17 protein-coding genes are annotated in these 13,919 nt (G+C 62.1%); 13 read left to right on the forward strand and 4 right to left on the reverse strand.

The annotated features are described in order from the left end of the window. Together PSV33_RS10575 and PSV33_RS10580 are read right to left on the reverse strand one after the other, a co-directional pair. Positions 1 to 163 (reverse strand): TrmH family RNA methyltransferase (locus PSV33_RS10575; RefSeq protein ID WP_300561441.1); only part of this gene is annotated, 163 nt, incomplete at its 3' end. A 167-nt stretch (positions 164 to 330) separates the two neighbouring features. Continuing rightward, positions 331 to 1,062: a ComF family protein gene (locus PSV33_RS10580; protein ID WP_300561416.1), complete on the reverse strand. Its 732-nt coding sequence runs from the start codon at positions 1,060 to 1,062 to the stop codon at positions 331 to 333. Positions 1,063 to 1,111: 49 nt separating this feature from the next. Between PSV33_RS10580 and PSV33_RS10585 the strand changes: the two genes are divergently transcribed. From PSV33_RS10585 to PSV33_RS10620, 8 genes are all read left to right on the forward strand, one after another. Then, the gene (locus PSV33_RS10585; RefSeq protein WP_300561419.1) at positions 1,112 to 2,008 is read left to right on the forward strand and encodes a methyltransferase domain-containing protein; all 897 of its coding nucleotides are present in this window, start codon (positions 1,112 to 1,114) and stop codon (positions 2,006 to 2,008) included. Positions 2,009 to 2,154: 146 nt separating this feature from the next. Then, complete coding sequence (locus tag PSV33_RS10590; RefSeq protein ID WP_300561422.1) at positions 2,155 to 2,655, forward strand: DUF2244 domain-containing protein; 501 nt, start codon at positions 2,155 to 2,157, stop codon at positions 2,653 to 2,655. 149 nt (positions 2,656 to 2,804) lie between these two features. Beyond that, on the forward strand, positions 2,805 to 3,989 hold the full coding sequence (coxB, locus tag PSV33_RS10595; protein ID WP_300561443.1) for a cytochrome c oxidase subunit II: 1,185 nt from the start codon (positions 2,805 to 2,807) through the stop codon (positions 3,987 to 3,989). Positions 3,990 to 4,099: 110 nt separating this feature from the next. Then, entirely contained in the window at positions 4,100 to 5,734 is a 1,635-nt protein-coding gene (ctaD, locus tag PSV33_RS10600) for a cytochrome c oxidase subunit I (RefSeq protein WP_300514144.1), read from the forward strand. A 27-nt stretch (positions 5,735 to 5,761) separates the two neighbouring features. After that, a complete protein-coding gene (locus PSV33_RS10605) occupies positions 5,762 to 5,875 on the forward strand; it encodes a cytochrome oxidase small assembly protein (protein ID WP_217992604.1) in 114 nt (37 codons plus the stop codon). A gap of 3 nt (positions 5,876 to 5,878) precedes the next feature. After that, positions 5,879 to 6,493, forward strand: coding sequence for a cytochrome c oxidase assembly protein (locus tag PSV33_RS10610; protein WP_300561425.1), 615 nt, complete (start codon positions 5,879 to 5,881; stop codon positions 6,491 to 6,493). Then, a complete protein-coding gene (locus tag PSV33_RS10615) occupies positions 6,490 to 6,699 on the forward strand; it encodes a DUF2970 domain-containing protein (RefSeq protein WP_300514137.1) in 210 nt (69 codons plus the stop codon). Before PSV33_RS10610 ends, PSV33_RS10615 begins: the two co-directional genes overlap by 4 nt. Positions 6,700 to 6,770: 71 nt before the next feature. Next, positions 6,771 to 7,652, forward strand: coding sequence for a cytochrome c oxidase subunit 3 (locus tag PSV33_RS10620; protein ID WP_300561428.1), 882 nt, complete (start codon positions 6,771 to 6,773; stop codon positions 7,650 to 7,652). Positions 7,653 to 7,754: 102 nt separating this feature from the next. Here the strand turns inward: PSV33_RS10620 and PSV33_RS10625 are convergent, their stop codons facing one another. After that, positions 7,755 to 7,976 carry a twin transmembrane helix small protein gene (locus PSV33_RS10625; RefSeq protein ID WP_300561430.1) on the reverse strand — a complete coding sequence of 74 codons (222 nt, stop codon included), beginning with the start codon at positions 7,974 to 7,976 and terminating at the stop codon, positions 7,755 to 7,757. An 18-nt stretch (positions 7,977 to 7,994) separates the two neighbouring features. Here PSV33_RS10625 and PSV33_RS10630 point away from each other — a divergent pair, with 18 nt between their 5' ends. From PSV33_RS10630 to PSV33_RS10650, 5 genes are all read left to right on the forward strand, one after another. Then, the gene (locus PSV33_RS10630) at positions 7,995 to 8,741 is read left to right on the forward strand and encodes an SURF1 family protein (protein ID WP_300561432.1); all 747 of its coding nucleotides are present in this window, start codon (positions 7,995 to 7,997) and stop codon (positions 8,739 to 8,741) included. A gap of 107 nt (positions 8,742 to 8,848) precedes the next feature. Beyond that, positions 8,849 to 9,478 (forward strand): hypothetical protein, encoded by a 630-nt coding sequence (locus PSV33_RS10635; RefSeq protein WP_300561445.1) that lies wholly within the window; start codon positions 8,849 to 8,851, stop codon positions 9,476 to 9,478. Between the two features lie 163 nt (positions 9,479 to 9,641). Next, entirely contained in the window at positions 9,642 to 10,910 is a 1,269-nt protein-coding gene (locus PSV33_RS10640; protein ID WP_300561436.1) for a heme A synthase, read from the forward strand. Beyond that, entirely contained in the window at positions 10,907 to 11,830 is a 924-nt protein-coding gene (gene cyoE, locus PSV33_RS10645; protein ID WP_300561438.1) for a heme o synthase, read from the forward strand. The genes PSV33_RS10640 and cyoE overlap by 4 nt, the downstream gene beginning before the upstream one ends. A 2-nt stretch (positions 11,831 to 11,832) precedes the next feature. Beyond that, a complete protein-coding gene (locus PSV33_RS10650; RefSeq protein ID WP_300561447.1) occupies positions 11,833 to 12,459 on the forward strand; it encodes an SCO family protein in 627 nt (208 codons plus the stop codon). Between the two features lie 115 nt (positions 12,460 to 12,574). Here the strand turns inward: PSV33_RS10650 and rpoH are convergent, their stop codons facing one another. Beyond that, positions 12,575 to 13,519 (reverse strand): RNA polymerase sigma factor RpoH, encoded by a 945-nt coding sequence (rpoH, locus tag PSV33_RS10655; RefSeq protein WP_300561440.1) that lies wholly within the window; start codon positions 13,517 to 13,519, stop codon positions 12,575 to 12,577. Between the last annotated feature and the right edge of the window lie 400 nt (positions 13,520 to 13,919).

The raw sequence follows: 13,919 nt of genomic DNA on the forward strand, positions 1-13,919 counted from the left end.
CGTACTCGTGGTAGTCCAGCCCGGCGCGGCGCATGTGTTTGTCGTCCATCGAAAACCCCAGCGGCTCCACCAGATGCAGGCGGCAGCCGGTGTTGGCCGCCAGCCGGATCACGTTACCGGTGTTGGGGGGGATTTCGGGCTCGACCAGAACGATATTGAACATCGCCTGATTGTCGCTCTGGAGGGACTCTCGGGGGAGCATGGGCTCGCACTCTCAGAGGTGCTCTTTCTTCAAGCGGGGGCTACGGAACCGGTTTCGCCGGGCCGCAGACGCAGCGGCCCCCTCGGGGGGGCAGGGCGCTACGCGCAGCGAGCAACCGTGGGGGCGCATCATTCAGTGCGCGCGACCACCAGCCCGCTGACGCCGGCGGCGCCCGCGTCGCGCAGGGCCTGCGCGGCTGCAAACAGGGTCGCGCCGCTGGTCATCACATCATCGACCAGCAGCACCTGTCGGCGCGCCAGCAGGCCTGCGCGCAGGGGGTCGACGGCAAATGCGCCCCTGACGTTTTGCAGTCTCGCTTCGCGTTTGAGCTGGGACTGGGGTGGTGTGTTCCTGATGCGCAGCAGCAGCCGTGCGTCGGGGCGGGCGCACGTTCCACTTTGGCCTGCCAGTGCCTTCGCCAGTTCCCAGGACTGGTTGAAGCCGCGTGCCTGCAGCCGTTCGGGCGACAGGGGCATCGGAAGCAGCCAGTCGCCTGATTGCAGGGCGGCCAGCAACGCGGCAAGGCCGGGTGTCCGCAGAAGCAGACCGGCAAAAACCGCAGCCCAGGCCGGGTCCTGGCCGAATTTGTACACGGCCATCAGGGTCGACCAGGGATAGGCATAGGTCACGGCGGCAAAACACGCGTCCAGCGGTGGCGGCTGGCCTACGCAGGCGGCACACTGGGCCTGACCGCTTGCCAGGCGGATTGCACAGGTGCTGCAGCGCGCCGCCGGCTGGCCGAAGCGCGCGATGCAGGCCGCGCAGACACGGCGCGCCGGCCAGCTGTGGCACACCGCGCACTGGCTGGCAAGGTTCTGCAGGGTCAGGAAAGCCGGAGTGGGCAGGCGCAGCGACATCATGTCAATATACTCGTCGCTCTGCCTTGTTGATTCTCTCCCTGTCCCTCTGATGCCCAACGACCGCCCTCCCACCCTGGATCCCATCGCTGTTGCCCGCTGGCAGCGCGTGGCACCGGCGACATCGCCCTGGCTGCATGAGGAGGTGGCGCAACGCATGCGGGACCGGCTGCAGTGGATCAAGCTCAAGCCGCAAGCCTGGGCACATTGGGGCGCGATGCGCGGGGGCATGCAGGCGCACCGGCAACTCGCCGACAGTTATCCGGATGCAGAGTGTTTTGTGGTCGAAGCCCAGAGCCTGCAAGCGCAGGAGGCTATTAAAAATATAGCAAAACCATGGTGGAACCCGAAGCGCTGGGCAAAGCCGACGGTGCATTTTGAGGTCCCGCCGCCGGCCGGGGTGGACATGCTGTGGGCCAACATGACCCTGCATGAGGCTGCGGATCCGCAGGACCTGCTGGCGCAATGGCATCGGGCGCTGAAGGTCGGTGGCTTTCTGATGTTTTCCTGCCTCGGACCGGACAGCGCACGCGAGCTGCGCGAGGTCTACCGGGCGCTGGATTGGCCACCGGCCGGCCACGAACTGACCGACATGCATGACTGGGGCGACATGCTGGTGCAAACCGGTTTTGCCGAACCCGTGATGGACATGGAGCGCATCACGCTGACTTACGAGACACCGCAGCGCCTGTTGCAGGAATTGCGCGAGCTGGGGCGCAACTTTCATCCTCGGCGTTTTTCCGGCCTGCGCGGACGCGCCTGGAAGGCGCGCCTGCTGGATGCCCTCGAGCGTTTGCCACGCCAGAGCGACGGCCGGCTGATGCTGACCTTCGAGGTCATTTATGGTCATGCGCTCAAGGCGCAGCCCAAAGTCAGGGTCAGCCCCATGAGTGCGGTCTCGGTGCAGGACATGCGCGCCATGCTGCAGGGCTCACGTGGTGTTTCCTGAGGTCTGCGGGACGGCCTGCAGAACACTCGGGATTGGCCTTTGTGGCGGCTTTTCGCAAAACAAACCCGGCTACAATCCAGTCTCGGATTTTGGCTATCCTACAGAGCTGGCAGCCGAAAGTGTTTGATCAGCGTCAAAGTTGTTTCGTGTTGCACACCACCCCATCGTTTCGATTTGCCAGAGCACCCGGCCAGAGCGGTCAGGGGCAGCAGGCAGTCCAGTGGCTGCTCAAACGTAACTGCTCGGTGACGCCGGCGCAGTTGGTATGGCTGTATGTCTCGCTGTGTGTCGTCTCGCTCGGCATTGCCGGATTTTTCTGGTCGCAGGGTGCCACGCTGGTCATGCCCTTCGCCTGGCTGGAGCTGGTGGTGGTGGGAGCGGCCTTTCGGGTTTATGCCCGCCACGCAACCGACGGTGAACGTATCGTCCTGCAGGGCGGTCAGCTGGTGGTGGAGCTCGAGAGTGCGGGCCGACTTGAGCGGGCGGAGTTCAACCGTGAGTGGGTTCGTGTCGAGCCCAAAAACGGAGATGGCTCGCTGATCGAAGTGTCGGGTCAGGGGCGTTCGGTCAGGGTGGGGCGACATATGCGTCCGGAGCTGCGGCCGGCATTGGCCCGGGAGATCCGTCACGCATTGCGTGGGTGTTGAGTCAAGCCGGGCGGCGGCGCGTCAGGCCCGTGCTGTCCGGTGGGTGTCAGGGCTGTCTTTATAATCAGTCGGTAATTGAGGCATTAAAAGTGATCAGGATGAACGTACGCACAACAACAGGGTCAGGCATGAAGCACGCAGTCGAAGTTTTGAAGTCCCTGTCCCTGCAAGCCGGCCGCAAGCTGGCTGCTGTCACGGCCCTGTCGGCTGCATGGATGAGCACAGCGGCCTACGCAGTCAACGACCTCCCCGGCGGGCCGGCCGTCAATCAGCTCAACCTGCACCCCGCTGTGACCAAAATCGCGGAAGAGCAGCACTGGCTGCACTGGTTCATGATGATCATTTGCCTGGTCATTTTCCTGGCCGTTTTCGGTGTGATGTTTTATTCCATCTGGAAGCATCGCAAGTCGGTCGGCCACAAGGCTGCCAACTTCCACGAGTCCGCCACGGTCGAGATCATCTGGACCATTGTTCCTTTCGTCATCGTGATCCTGATGGCGCTGCCGGCCACCAAGGTCCTGGTCGCGTCCAAGGACACGACCGGTGCCGACCTGACCATCAAGGCCACCGGCATGCAGTGGAAATGGGGCTATGACTACATCAAGGGCGAAGGCGAAGGTATCGGCTTTGTCTCGGCACTGGACAGCACGCAGCGCGAAATGTCCAACAACGGTGGCCCGAAAAAAGGTGAAGCCCCCGACGACTACCTGCTCAAGGTGGACAACCCGCTCGTGGTGCCTGTCGACCGGAAAATCCGGATCATCACCACTGCCAACGACGTGATTCACGCATTCATGGTGCCAGCCTTCGGCATCAAGCAGGACGCCATTCCGGGCTTTGTCCGCGACACGTGGTTCCGCGCTGAAAAAGTCGGCGATTTCTACGGCCAGTGTGCCGAGCTCTGCGGCAAGGAGCACGCTTACATGCCCATCCATGTGAAGGTTCTTTCTGCCGAGGACTACAGCAAATGGGTTGGCGTCAAGGTCAAGGAAGCCGCTGCCAAGGCCGATGATCCTGCGAAGGTCTGGGCGCTTCCCGAACTCAAGGCCCGTGGTGAAAAGGTCTATGCGGCCAACTGTGCGGCCTGCCATCAGGCCAACGGCAAGGGTGCGGGCCCGATCAAGCCGCTGGACGGCTCGGCCATCGTGCTCGATGCTGATCACGGCAAACAGATCCAGATTCTGCTCAATGGTGCTGTCGCCGGCGCGATGCCTTCCTGGAAAGCCCTGAGCGACACCGATCTGGCCGCAGTGGCCACCTACACCAAGAACAACTGGTCCAACCAGACCGGTCAGCTGGTGCAGCCTTCTGAAGTCCTGGCTGCGCGCAAGTAAGCTGCGCAGCATTTTGCAGAACCCATTTCCCAGTCGCCAGACCATCCCGTCGGCCGCAATGACAAAGTTATCAGGCCCACTGCCTGAATGAGCCACCAAAGGAAGCAAAGATGAGTGCAGTTCTAGACCATCACGATCACGCGCATGACGACCACGACCATGCCCCGACGGGCTGGCGTCGCTGGGTATTCGCGACCAACCACAAAGACATCGGAACGCTCTACCTGCTGTTCAGCTTCACGATGCTGATGTTTGGCGGTGTGCTGGCACTGGGCATACGTGCCGAGTTGTTCCAACCCGGCCTGCAGCTGGTCAACCCCGAGCTGTTCAACCAGCTCACGACCATGCACGGGTTGATCATGGTGTTCGGCGCGATCATGCCGGCCTTTGTCGGTTTTGCGAACTGGATGATTCCTCTGCAGATCGGCGCAGCCGACATGGCGTTTGCCCGCATGAACAACTTCAGCTTCTGGCTGTTGATTCCTGCCGGCCTCATGATCGTAGGCTCCTTCTTTATGCCCGGTGGTGCTCCGGCAGGTGGCTGGACGCTGTACGCACCGCTGTCGCTTCAAATGGGCCCGTCCATGGATGCCGGCATTTTTGCGCTGCACATCCTGGGTGCTTCGTCCATCATGGGTTCGATCAACATCATCGTGACCATCCTGAACATGCGCGCTCCCGGCATGACGCTGATGAAGATGCCGATGTTCTGCTGGACCTGGTTGATCACCGCCTACCTGCTGATCGCCGTGATGCCCGTGCTGGCCGGCGCCATCACCATGACGCTGACTGATCGCCACTTTGGCACCAGCTTCTTCAACCCTGCCGGCGGCGGTGACCCGGTGATGTTCCAGCACATCTTCTGGTTCTTCGGCCACCCCGAGGTCTACATCATGATCCTGCCGGCTTTCGGCATCATCAGCCAGATCATTCCGGCATTTGCCCGCAAGCGCCTGTTCGGTTACGCCTCCATGGTGTACGCGACTGGCTCCATCGCCATCCTGAGCTTTGTCGTCTGGGCGCATCACATGTTCACCACCGGCATGCCGGTGACTGGCCAGCTCTTCTTCATGTATTCGACCATGCTGATTGCCGTGCCGACCGGCGTGAAGATCTTCAACTGGATCGCGACGATGTGGAAGGGCTCCATGACCTTCGAGACGCCCATGCTGTTTGCCGTCGGGTTCATCTTTGTGTTCACCATGGGCGGCTTCACCGGCCTGATCCTGGCGGTCGCGCCGATTGACATCCAGGTGCAGGATACCTACTACGTGGTGGCCCACTTTCACTACGTTCTCGTGGCCGGCTCGCTGTATGCGCTGTTTGCCGGTTACTACTACTGGTCGCCCAAGTGGACCGGTGTGATGTACAACGAGAAGCGCGGGAAGATCCACTTCTGGTGGTCGCTGATTTCCTTCAACGTGACTTTCTTCCCGATGCACTTCCTGGGTCTGGCAGGCATGCCGCGCCGTTATGCCGATTACCCGATGCAGTTTGCAGACTTCAACGCGATTGCCAGCGTGGGTGCCTTCTTCTTCGGTTTCGCCCAGGTTTATTTCTTCCTCTTTGTGGTTCTGCCCACGATGCGCGGCAAGGGTGAAAAAGCACCCCAGCGTCCATGGAACGACCCGGACGGCGCTGGCGCCGAAGGCCTGGAGTGGGAAGTGGCTTCGCCTGCGCCCTTCCATACCTTTGAGACACCGCCCCGCCTGGATGCCACGGCAACCAAGGTGATCGGCTACTGAGTCGTTTGAAGAAACAATCTGCGCCTCATGACACCTGAACAGAAAAAAAACAACCTGCGGCTGGGGCTGATTCTTGCCTCGATCGCGGTGGTGTTTTTCCTCGGCTTCATGGCCAAGCTGGTTTTTTTCGGCAAAGGGTGACGTATGGGGCTGAAGGGCGAAAATTTCAGGATGGTGGGCAAGCTGGGCGTGATTGTTCTGGCCATGTTTGCCTTCGGTTATGCGCTGGTGCCGATTTACAAGGCCATCTGCGAGATGACTGGCATCAATATCCTGGCCTTGGGCGACCGGCAAATTCCCGGCGCGACGCCAAAGATGTCAGCCAACACGCAGGTCGATACCAGCCGCAGCATCACGGTCGAGTTCGACGCGAACTCACGCGGCCCGTGGGTGTTCAAGCCGGCGCAGCGTTCGCTGCAGGTGCATCCGGGTGAATTGATGACGGTGATGTACGAGTTCCAGAATGTGCAGAACCGCACGATGTCGGCACAGGCGATCCCGAGCTACGCGCCGGTGCAGGCCGGCGCCCACTTCAACAAGCTTGAATGCTTCTGCTTCAGCCAGTACACGCTGGCGCCAGGTGAAAAAAAGCAGTGGCCAGTGGTGTTTGTGATTGACCCGAAGTTGTCCAAAGACGTGACCACCATCACGCTGTCGTACACATTTTTCGAAGTGGGCGGAAAGACGCCGGCCGCTCCGCCCGGCGGCCCTGTTGCTGCCGTGGATCTGGCGCGACCTGCGCGTGAGCCCGGCGCATGACCACACCGCCCACACAGCGCAAAGGTTCCATCTGGCGCACCATCAAGGCGGTGAGCTGGTCGTTTGTCGGCCTGCGCAGCCGGGGTGATTACGAGAAGGATGTGCAGCAGCTCAACCCGGTCCACATCGTGGTGGTTGGCCTGGTCGGGGTGCTGGTTTTTGTCGGTGGCCTGATTCTTCTGGCCACCTGGGTGGTGGGCAAGTAGCAGGTAGCGTGCAGGGCGCCCGCCAGGCCGTGATTATTGAATTTGAGAATTTAGCGAAACAGGAGTTGGAAATGTCTTCAGCAGCACATGCAGGAACCCCGTATTACTTCGTCCCGGCGCCTTCGGCGTACCCGGTGATGGCGTCCATCGGCCTGTTTTTCCTCTTTTTAGGTGCGGGGCAGTGGATCAACGGCTCGGGCTGGGGCGCGTACTCGCTCGCGTTTGGACTGGCCTGGTGGCTGGGCGTGTTGTTTTTCTGGTTTCGTGCCGCGGTCAGTGAAAGCGAAGGCGGGCTGTACGGACACAAGATCGATCTGTCCTACCGCTGGAGCATGAGCTGGTTCATCTTCTCGGAAGTGATGTTTTTCGGGGCTTTCTTCACGGCCCTGTGGTGGGCGCGTGTGCACTCTGTGCCGACGCTGGGCAGTCTGGAAAATGCCTTGCTCTGGCCCGATTTCAAGGCGGTCTGGCCCAGCGTTGCTGCCGGCGTGACCGGTTCACCGGCCGACATCATCGAGCCGTTCACGACCATGGGCCCCTTCTGGCTGCCCACCATCAACACGGCCTTGCTGCTGAGCTCCGGTGTGACGCTGACCATTGCCCACCATGCGCTGCGTGAAAACCATCGCGGCAAAACCATTGCGTTCATGTGGATGACCGTGCTGCTCGGCGTCATCTTCCTCTGTGTTCAGGGTTACGAGTACTTTCACGCTTACTCCGAACTGAACCTGAAACTTTCTTCCGGCGTCTACGGCTCGACCTTTTTCATGTTGACCGGTTTTCACGGCTTTCACGTGTTTGTCGGCATGTTGATGCTGCTGTTCATCACGCTGCGCCTGCAAAAAGGGCATTTCACGGCAGACCGTCATTTCGGTTTTGAAGGTGCGGCCTGGTACTGGCACTTTGTCGACGTGGTCTGGCTGGGCCTGTACATCCTCGTTTACTGGCTCTAGAACGCAGGAGCTGCCGCAGGCGTGTTGCGGGGCAGTTTCGCTCGCCGCGTGTTCCCGGCGGCGCACACAGAAAAGGCCGCTCACGCGGCCTTTGTTTTTTTCCTATTTGCCCGCCGCAATCCCGGTGGGCTGGATGTAGCCCATTTTCCAGGCAATCAGGATGCAGACAAAAAGCAGAATTGAAAAACCAACGCGAAAGGCGAGCGCGCGTGCCATGTTGCCGCTTTTGGCTTTGCTGCCGCTACCACCCTTCAACATGAAAAACAGAGCGGATCCGAGGCTGGCAATGATGGCCAAAAATGCAATGGCGACAAGGTAATTCATGAACAGGATTATCCGCGCATGAGTTCACCCTTGCCGAGCATGCGCTTTTGGGTTGTGACCCTGGCTGCCTTGCTGATGGCGGGCCTGACCTTTTCACTGGGTCAGTGGCAACTGCGCCGCGCCGCCGAGAAGGTTGCGCTGCAGGCTGCAATCAGTGCCCAGGCCAGGCTGCCCGCCCTCAACAACGGGGCATTGTTGGCGACGCGGGACGTCGCAACGGTGGTGCACCGGCAGGCCCTGCTGCAGGGCGTCTGGCAGGAGGCGCACACGGTGTATCTGGACAACCGTCCGATGGGCGGCAGATCCGGCTTCTGGGTTGTCACACCGTTGGCACTCGAAGGCGGGCGACCATGGATCCTGGTGCAGCGTGGCTGGGTGCCGCGCGATTTCAATGACCGCACCCGCCTGCCAGTTGTGCCAACGCCGCCCGGGCTGGTCAGTGTGGCTGGCCGCATGGCCCCGCCGCCGTCCAAGCTATATGAGTTCACCGGTGAGCCCGGCGGGCGCATCCGGCAAAATCTCGACGTCGTAGCCTTTGGCGCGGAAATCGGTGAACCCCTGATGGCCGTGTCACTGCTTCAGACCGGCGCTGCCAGTGAAGGCTTGCTGCGCGACTGGCCTGCGCCCACCGTCGGCGTCGACAAGCATTATGGTTATGCCTTCCAGTGGTTTGGCTTGTGCGCCCTGGTGGTGGGCTTGTATCTCTGGTTCCAGCTGATTTCCCCGCGCCGCAAACAGCGGCATTTACCGCATCCCCAACCCTGAACGGCGATTTTCAAGTGCAAGCTCCGCAGCCCGATCCTTCCCTGGCCCCAACGGGCCGTGCCGATCCGCACGATCAGGACCAACCCCTGGGCCTGACCGTTCATGGCATGCCGCAACTCGACGCTGCCACGGCCGCACGCGCGCCCGATACCCGGGCGGGGCGCTGGAAAATGCTGGCTGTTCTGCTGATCTGTGCCGCGCCCGTGATCGCGTCTTATTTCACCTACTACGTGATCCGTCCGGAAGGCCGGCGCAACTATGGCGAGCTGATCGACCCGCAGCGCCCGTTGCCCGCTCTGGCCGCCGTGGCACCCGACGGCAGCCGCATCGAGCTGCCGGCGCTCAAGGGCCAGTGGCTGCTGCTCAGTGTGGCCGGCGGCGCCTGCGACACGACCTGCGAGCAGCATCTGTATTTCCAGCGCCAGCTGCGCGAGTCCCTGGGCCGGGAAAAAGACCGGCTGGACCGCGTCTGGCTGGTCAGTGACGACGCGGCCATTCCGGACAAGCTGGAAACGGCGCTGCTCGGTTCCACCGTGCTGCGTGTGTCCGGCCTGGACCAGTGGCTGCAGGCCGCGCCCGGGCAGCGTTTGCAGGACCACCTGTATGTGGTGGATCCGCTGGGCAACTGGATGATGCGTTTTCCGGCGAACATGGATGCGGCCGGCGCCGCGAAGGCCAAGCGCGACCTCGAACGCCTGATGCGCGCGTCAGCCTCCTGGGACAAGGAGGGCAGGTGAACGTGGCCCCCACGCTTTTCACTTCGCCTTCGGCTGCGGGTAATGCGCTGCCCCCCGAGGGGACCGCTGCGCCTGCGGGCCGGCGGAGCCGGACCCGCGGCCCTGGCTGGAATGGGAACACTGCGCTGCGTGTGCACTTGGCGCAAAGCGCATCGTTTTAAACATGGACACGCAAGACCTCTACAACCTCAGTCCGGCGCTGCGCCTGATGGGCATGGGCCTGGTGCTGGCTTTGGGACCGCTGGCCTGGGTCTGGCTGCGCAACAAGAACCAGCCGATGGCGCGGCGCCTGCGGGTGCTCACGCTGGTGACGCTGTTTCTGACCTTTGATCTTGTGCTTTTTGGCGCCTTCACCCGCCTCACCGACTCCGGCCTCGGCTGCCCCGATTGGCCGGGCTGTTACGGCCACGCCAGCCCGGTCGGGGCTCAGCACCCGATCAGCGTGGCTCAGGCTGCCATGCCCAGCGGGCCGGTGACGCATGGCAAGGCCTGGATAGAAATGATTCACCGTTACCTCGCCACCGGGGTGGGGGTACTGATCCTGACGCTGGCAGTTTTTACATGGCTGGAGCGCCGTGCAGCAGCGCGTGGAGGCCATACACCGGCATCCCTTCAAGCAGGGGCCGCGGAACCGGCTTTGCCGGGCCGCAGGCGCAGCGGCCCCCTCGGGGGGGAGCGAACCACACGCAGTGGGGAGCGTGGGGGCACTATTTCCGCGTGGTGGCCGATGGTGACGCTGGTCTGGGTCTGCGTGCAGGGCGCTTTTGGCGCACTCACCGTCACCATGAAGCTGTTCCCGCTGATTGTCACGCTGCACCTGATGGGCGGGCTGGTGCTGCTGGCATTGCTGCGCGCTCAGGCCGTGCGTTATGCGCAGGCCCAGGGCGACGCCCTGCCGGTGCCCCTGTCTGCGGCCACGTGGCTGCTGCTGGCGGTAACCTTTGCCCTGCTGTGGGTCCAGATCGCGCTGGGCGGCTGGGTCAGCACCAACTACGCGGTGCTGGCCTGCACCGACTTTCCCGCCTGTCAGGCCAGTTTCTGGCCGCAGATGGATTTCCGGGAGGGCTTCACGCTGTGGCGCGCACTGGGTGCCGGGCTGGACGGCGACAACATCAGCTTCCAGGCACTGACGGCGATTCACTATGTGCACCGGCTGAGCGCCTATGTTGTTTTTGCGGCCCTGCTGTGGCTGGCCAGCCGCCTGCGGCACCTGCCTGCCATGCGCTCCCATGCTCTCTGGATCGGTGGATTGGCCTTGTGGCAGTTTGCCACCGGCCTGAGCAACGTCGTGCTGGGCTGGCCGCTGGTGGCGGCGGTCTCCCACACGGGCGGTGCGGCCGCCCTGGTGGTGGTGCTGACGGGCACCATTTTTTCGAGCTACCGCAGCCCTGCGATGGCGAGTGAGTCAAAATCGAGGGTTTCCAGCCTATGAACCCCGCCGATTCTTCTGCCTCCGCCTCCGTTGCGGTCGCCCCTTTTGTGCCCTCGAAGTTTGCGCAGTTTTACGCGCTGACCAAGCCACGCGTGGTGCAGCTGATCGTGTTTTGCGCACTGATCGGCATGGTGCTGGCCGTTCCCGGCGTGCCCAGCTGGGCCGATGTGAGGCTGGCGCTGGTGGCCAGTGCCGGCATTTGGCTGGTGGCCGGTGCTGCGGCAGCCTTCAATTGCCTGGTCGAGCAGCAGATTGACGCCAAAATGAAACGCACCGCCTGGCGCGCCACGGCGCAGGGGCAGATCAGCAACCCGCTGACCCTGGCGTTTTCCACCTTGCTGTGTGCGATCGGCTCCGTGATTCTGTACGTCTGGGTCAATCCGCTGACGATGTGGCTGACTTTTGCGACCTTTGTCGGTTACGCGGTGGTCTACACCGTGATCCTGAAACCGCTGACGCCACAGAACATCGTGATCGGTGGGGCCTCGGGAGCGATGCCGCCGGTGCTGGGCTGGGCCGCGATGACCGGCGCGGTGAGCCCCGAAGCCCTGATTCTTTTTCTGATCATCTTTCTCTGGACGCCGCCGCACTTCTGGGCGCTGGCGCTGTACCGGGTGGAGGACTACCGCAAGTCCGGCCTGCCCATGCTGCCGGTCACCCACGGCAATGAATTCACGCGCCTGCAGGTGTTTCTGTACACGCTGGTGCTGTTTGCGGCCTGCCTGATGCCCTTTGTCTTCAAGATGAGCGGCTGGCTTTACCTGGTGGTGGCGATTGGCCTGAGTTTTGGCTTCAGCTGGTACGGCTGGCGCCTGTGGCGCAATTACTCCGATGCCCTGGCCCGCAAGACCTTCCGTTTTTCGCTGATCCACCTGTCTGTTTTGTTCGCAGCACTGCTGCTGGACCACTACCTCGTATGAGCATGCTCCCGACTTCTCCCCGCAAACGAAATACTATTAAGTTGATAGCTGGAGGCGCTTTCCTGGCGGGCGCTGCCGGCCTTTTAGGCGCGTGCTCCGGGGAAAAAAAGCCGCAGTTCACCAGCATCGACATCACCGGCGCCGACTACGCGCGCGACTTTTCCCTGACCGACCACAACGGCCAGGCGCGCAGCATCAAGGACTTCCAGGGCAAGGTGGTGGTGATCTTTTTTGGTTTCACCCAGTGCCCGGACGTGTGTCCGACCTCCATGGCCGAGCTCGCCGAGATCAAGAAAATGCTGGGCGCCGACGGCGCGCGGCTGCAGGGACTGTTCGTCTCGCTGGATCCCGAGCGCGACACGCAGGAGGTGCTCAAGGCCTACATGGGCAACTTTGACCCGAGCTTCCTGGCGCTGCGCCCCGACCTCGACAAGCTGCCGCAGCTGGCCAAGGACTTCAAGATCTTCTACAAGAAGGTCGACGGCAAGACGCCCGGCAGCTACACGCTGGACCATTCGGCCGGCAGCTACATCTTCGACCCGCAGGGCCGGGTGCGCCTGTACAGCCGCTACGGCACCGGTGCGGCGCCACTGGCTGCCGACATCCGCCTGCTGCTGCAGGGCAACTGAAGCGCCGCCCGGCATCGTGCCTGTCGAGGGCAAAAAAAAGCCTGCAAACGATGGTCGAATGCAGGCTTTGGCAATCACCGCTTGCGCGGCGTTGCAGGCAAGGTATCAGGCACGGTCAGGCATAAGCGGCCAGGACCTTTTTCATTTTTTTCATCGCTGCCACTTCGATCTGGCGAATCCGTTCGGCGCTGACCTTGTATTCAGCCGCCAGGTCATGCAGCGTCATGCCGCCTGAGCCGTCGTCGTTGACCTTGAGCCAGCGTTCCTCGACGATGCGGCGCGAACGGTCGTCCAGGCCTTCCAGCGCGGTGGCGATGCCGTCGCTGGCCAAGTGGTCGCGCTGGCGCGACTCCATCAGCTGGGTCGGCTCCTGTGTGGCATCCGAGAGGTAGGCAATCGGGCCGTAGGCTTCTTCGCCGTCGTCGCTTGGGCTCGGGTCCAGCAGCACATCGCCGCCGGACATGCGCTGCTCCATCTCGATGACTTCTTCGCGCTTGACGTTGAGCGTCTTCGCCATCGAGCTGATCTGGTCCGCGGTCAGCGTGTCGCGGTGCGTTGCCACATCGGCGTCGTCCTTGAAACCCTGTTTCATGGAGCGCAGGTTGAAAAACAGCTTTCGCTGGGCCTTGGTCGTGGCGACCTTGACCATGCGCCAGTTTTTCAGGATGTACTCGTGCATCTCGGCCTTGATCCAGTGCAGCGCATAGCTCACCAGGCGCACGCCCTGGTCCGGATCAAAACGTTTGACCGCCTTCATCAGGCCGATGTTGCCTTCCTGAATCAGGTCGGCGTGAGGCAGGCCGTAGCCGAGGTACTTGCGCGACGTGGCCACCACCAGCCGCAGGTGGGACAGCACCAGCTTTCCGGCCGCGTCCAGATCGTTCTCGTCCTTCAGCTTTCGGGCGAATTCCTGCTCCTGCTCCAGCGTGAGCATGGGCAGGCGGTTGACCGCCGAAATGTAGGCATCCAGATTGCCCAGCGGTGGCAGCAGCGACCACGGGTTGGCAGGTGCCAACTGGGTTGTCGCGGGGGCCACTTGAGGGGACAGAGCGTAGGACATAGGGTGAAACTCCTTTATAGAAGTAATATTAGCACTCTGTTCGATAGAGTGCTAAGCGATAGGTTCAATGGTGTTAATAGAGCAAGACTAATAAGTAATAACCCTAGTTTGTGTCCATTTTTCCCCTTTAGTTCAACCGGCGCTGTAGGTCGAGGGGCAGTGATGACGGCGTCCAAAGGCCACGCTCCCCAGTGTGCGCCGACGCTTGCCGGTGAAAACAGGGCTGGGCGCACAAGCACCGGGGGTGTCGAAGTTCATGCATCAAATTGGCTCCGAGCCCAATACAGTCAAGCGGAGGTCGCTATTATTTGAATAGCAAAATGAAGTCGGAACATGGCTTCATGGCGGGGAACGGGGAACGGGGAAGGCCCGGATCACCCGGAACCAGGGGGCCGGCCAG

Origin of the sequence: Polaromonas sp., from assembly GCF_029945895.1 — a bacterium.
GTDB lineage: Bacteria > Pseudomonadota > Gammaproteobacteria > Burkholderiales > Burkholderiaceae_C > Polaromonas.

What these genes read in the sequence shown, in the direction of transcription:
- PSV33_RS10580 (WP_300561416.1), bottom strand. Translation starts at nt 1,062, where the DNA reads ATGATGTCGCTGCGCCTGCCCACTCCGGCTTTCCTGACCCTGCAGAAC.
- PSV33_RS10635 (WP_300561445.1), top strand. Translation starts at nt 8,849, where the DNA reads ATGCCGCAACTCGACGCTGCCACGGCCGCACGCGCGCCCGATACCCGG.
- PSV33_RS10615 (WP_300514137.1), top strand. Translation starts at nt 6,490, where the DNA reads ATGACCACACCGCCCACACAGCGCAAAGGTTCCATCTGGCGCACCATC.
- PSV33_RS10625 (WP_300561430.1), bottom strand. Translation starts at nt 7,976, where the DNA reads ATGAATTACCTTGTCGCCATTGCATTTTTGGCCATCATTGCCAGCCTC.
- PSV33_RS10640 (WP_300561436.1), top strand. Translation starts at nt 9,642, where the DNA reads ATGGACACGCAAGACCTCTACAACCTCAGTCCGGCGCTGCGCCTGATG.
- PSV33_RS10630 (WP_300561432.1), top strand. Translation starts at nt 7,995, where the DNA reads ATGAGTTCACCCTTGCCGAGCATGCGCTTTTGGGTTGTGACCCTGGCT.
- PSV33_RS10610 (WP_300561425.1), top strand. Translation starts at nt 5,879, where the DNA reads ATGGGGCTGAAGGGCGAAAATTTCAGGATGGTGGGCAAGCTGGGCGTG.
- rpoH (WP_300561440.1), bottom strand. Translation starts at nt 13,519, where the DNA reads ATGTCCTACGCTCTGTCCCCTCAAGTGGCCCCCGCGACAACCCAGTTG.
- PSV33_RS10605 (WP_217992604.1), top strand. Translation starts at nt 5,762, where the DNA reads ATGACACCTGAACAGAAAAAAAACAACCTGCGGCTGGGGCTGATTCTT.
- ctaD (WP_300514144.1), top strand. Translation starts at nt 4,100, where the DNA reads ATGAGTGCAGTTCTAGACCATCACGATCACGCGCATGACGACCACGAC.
- cyoE (WP_300561438.1), top strand. Translation starts at nt 10,907, where the DNA reads ATGAACCCCGCCGATTCTTCTGCCTCCGCCTCCGTTGCGGTCGCCCCT.
- PSV33_RS10650 (WP_300561447.1), top strand. Translation starts at nt 11,833, where the DNA reads ATGCTCCCGACTTCTCCCCGCAAACGAAATACTATTAAGTTGATAGCT.
- PSV33_RS10585 (WP_300561419.1), top strand. Translation starts at nt 1,112, where the DNA reads ATGCCCAACGACCGCCCTCCCACCCTGGATCCCATCGCTGTTGCCCGC.
- PSV33_RS10620 (WP_300561428.1), top strand. Translation starts at nt 6,771, where the DNA reads ATGTCTTCAGCAGCACATGCAGGAACCCCGTATTACTTCGTCCCGGCG.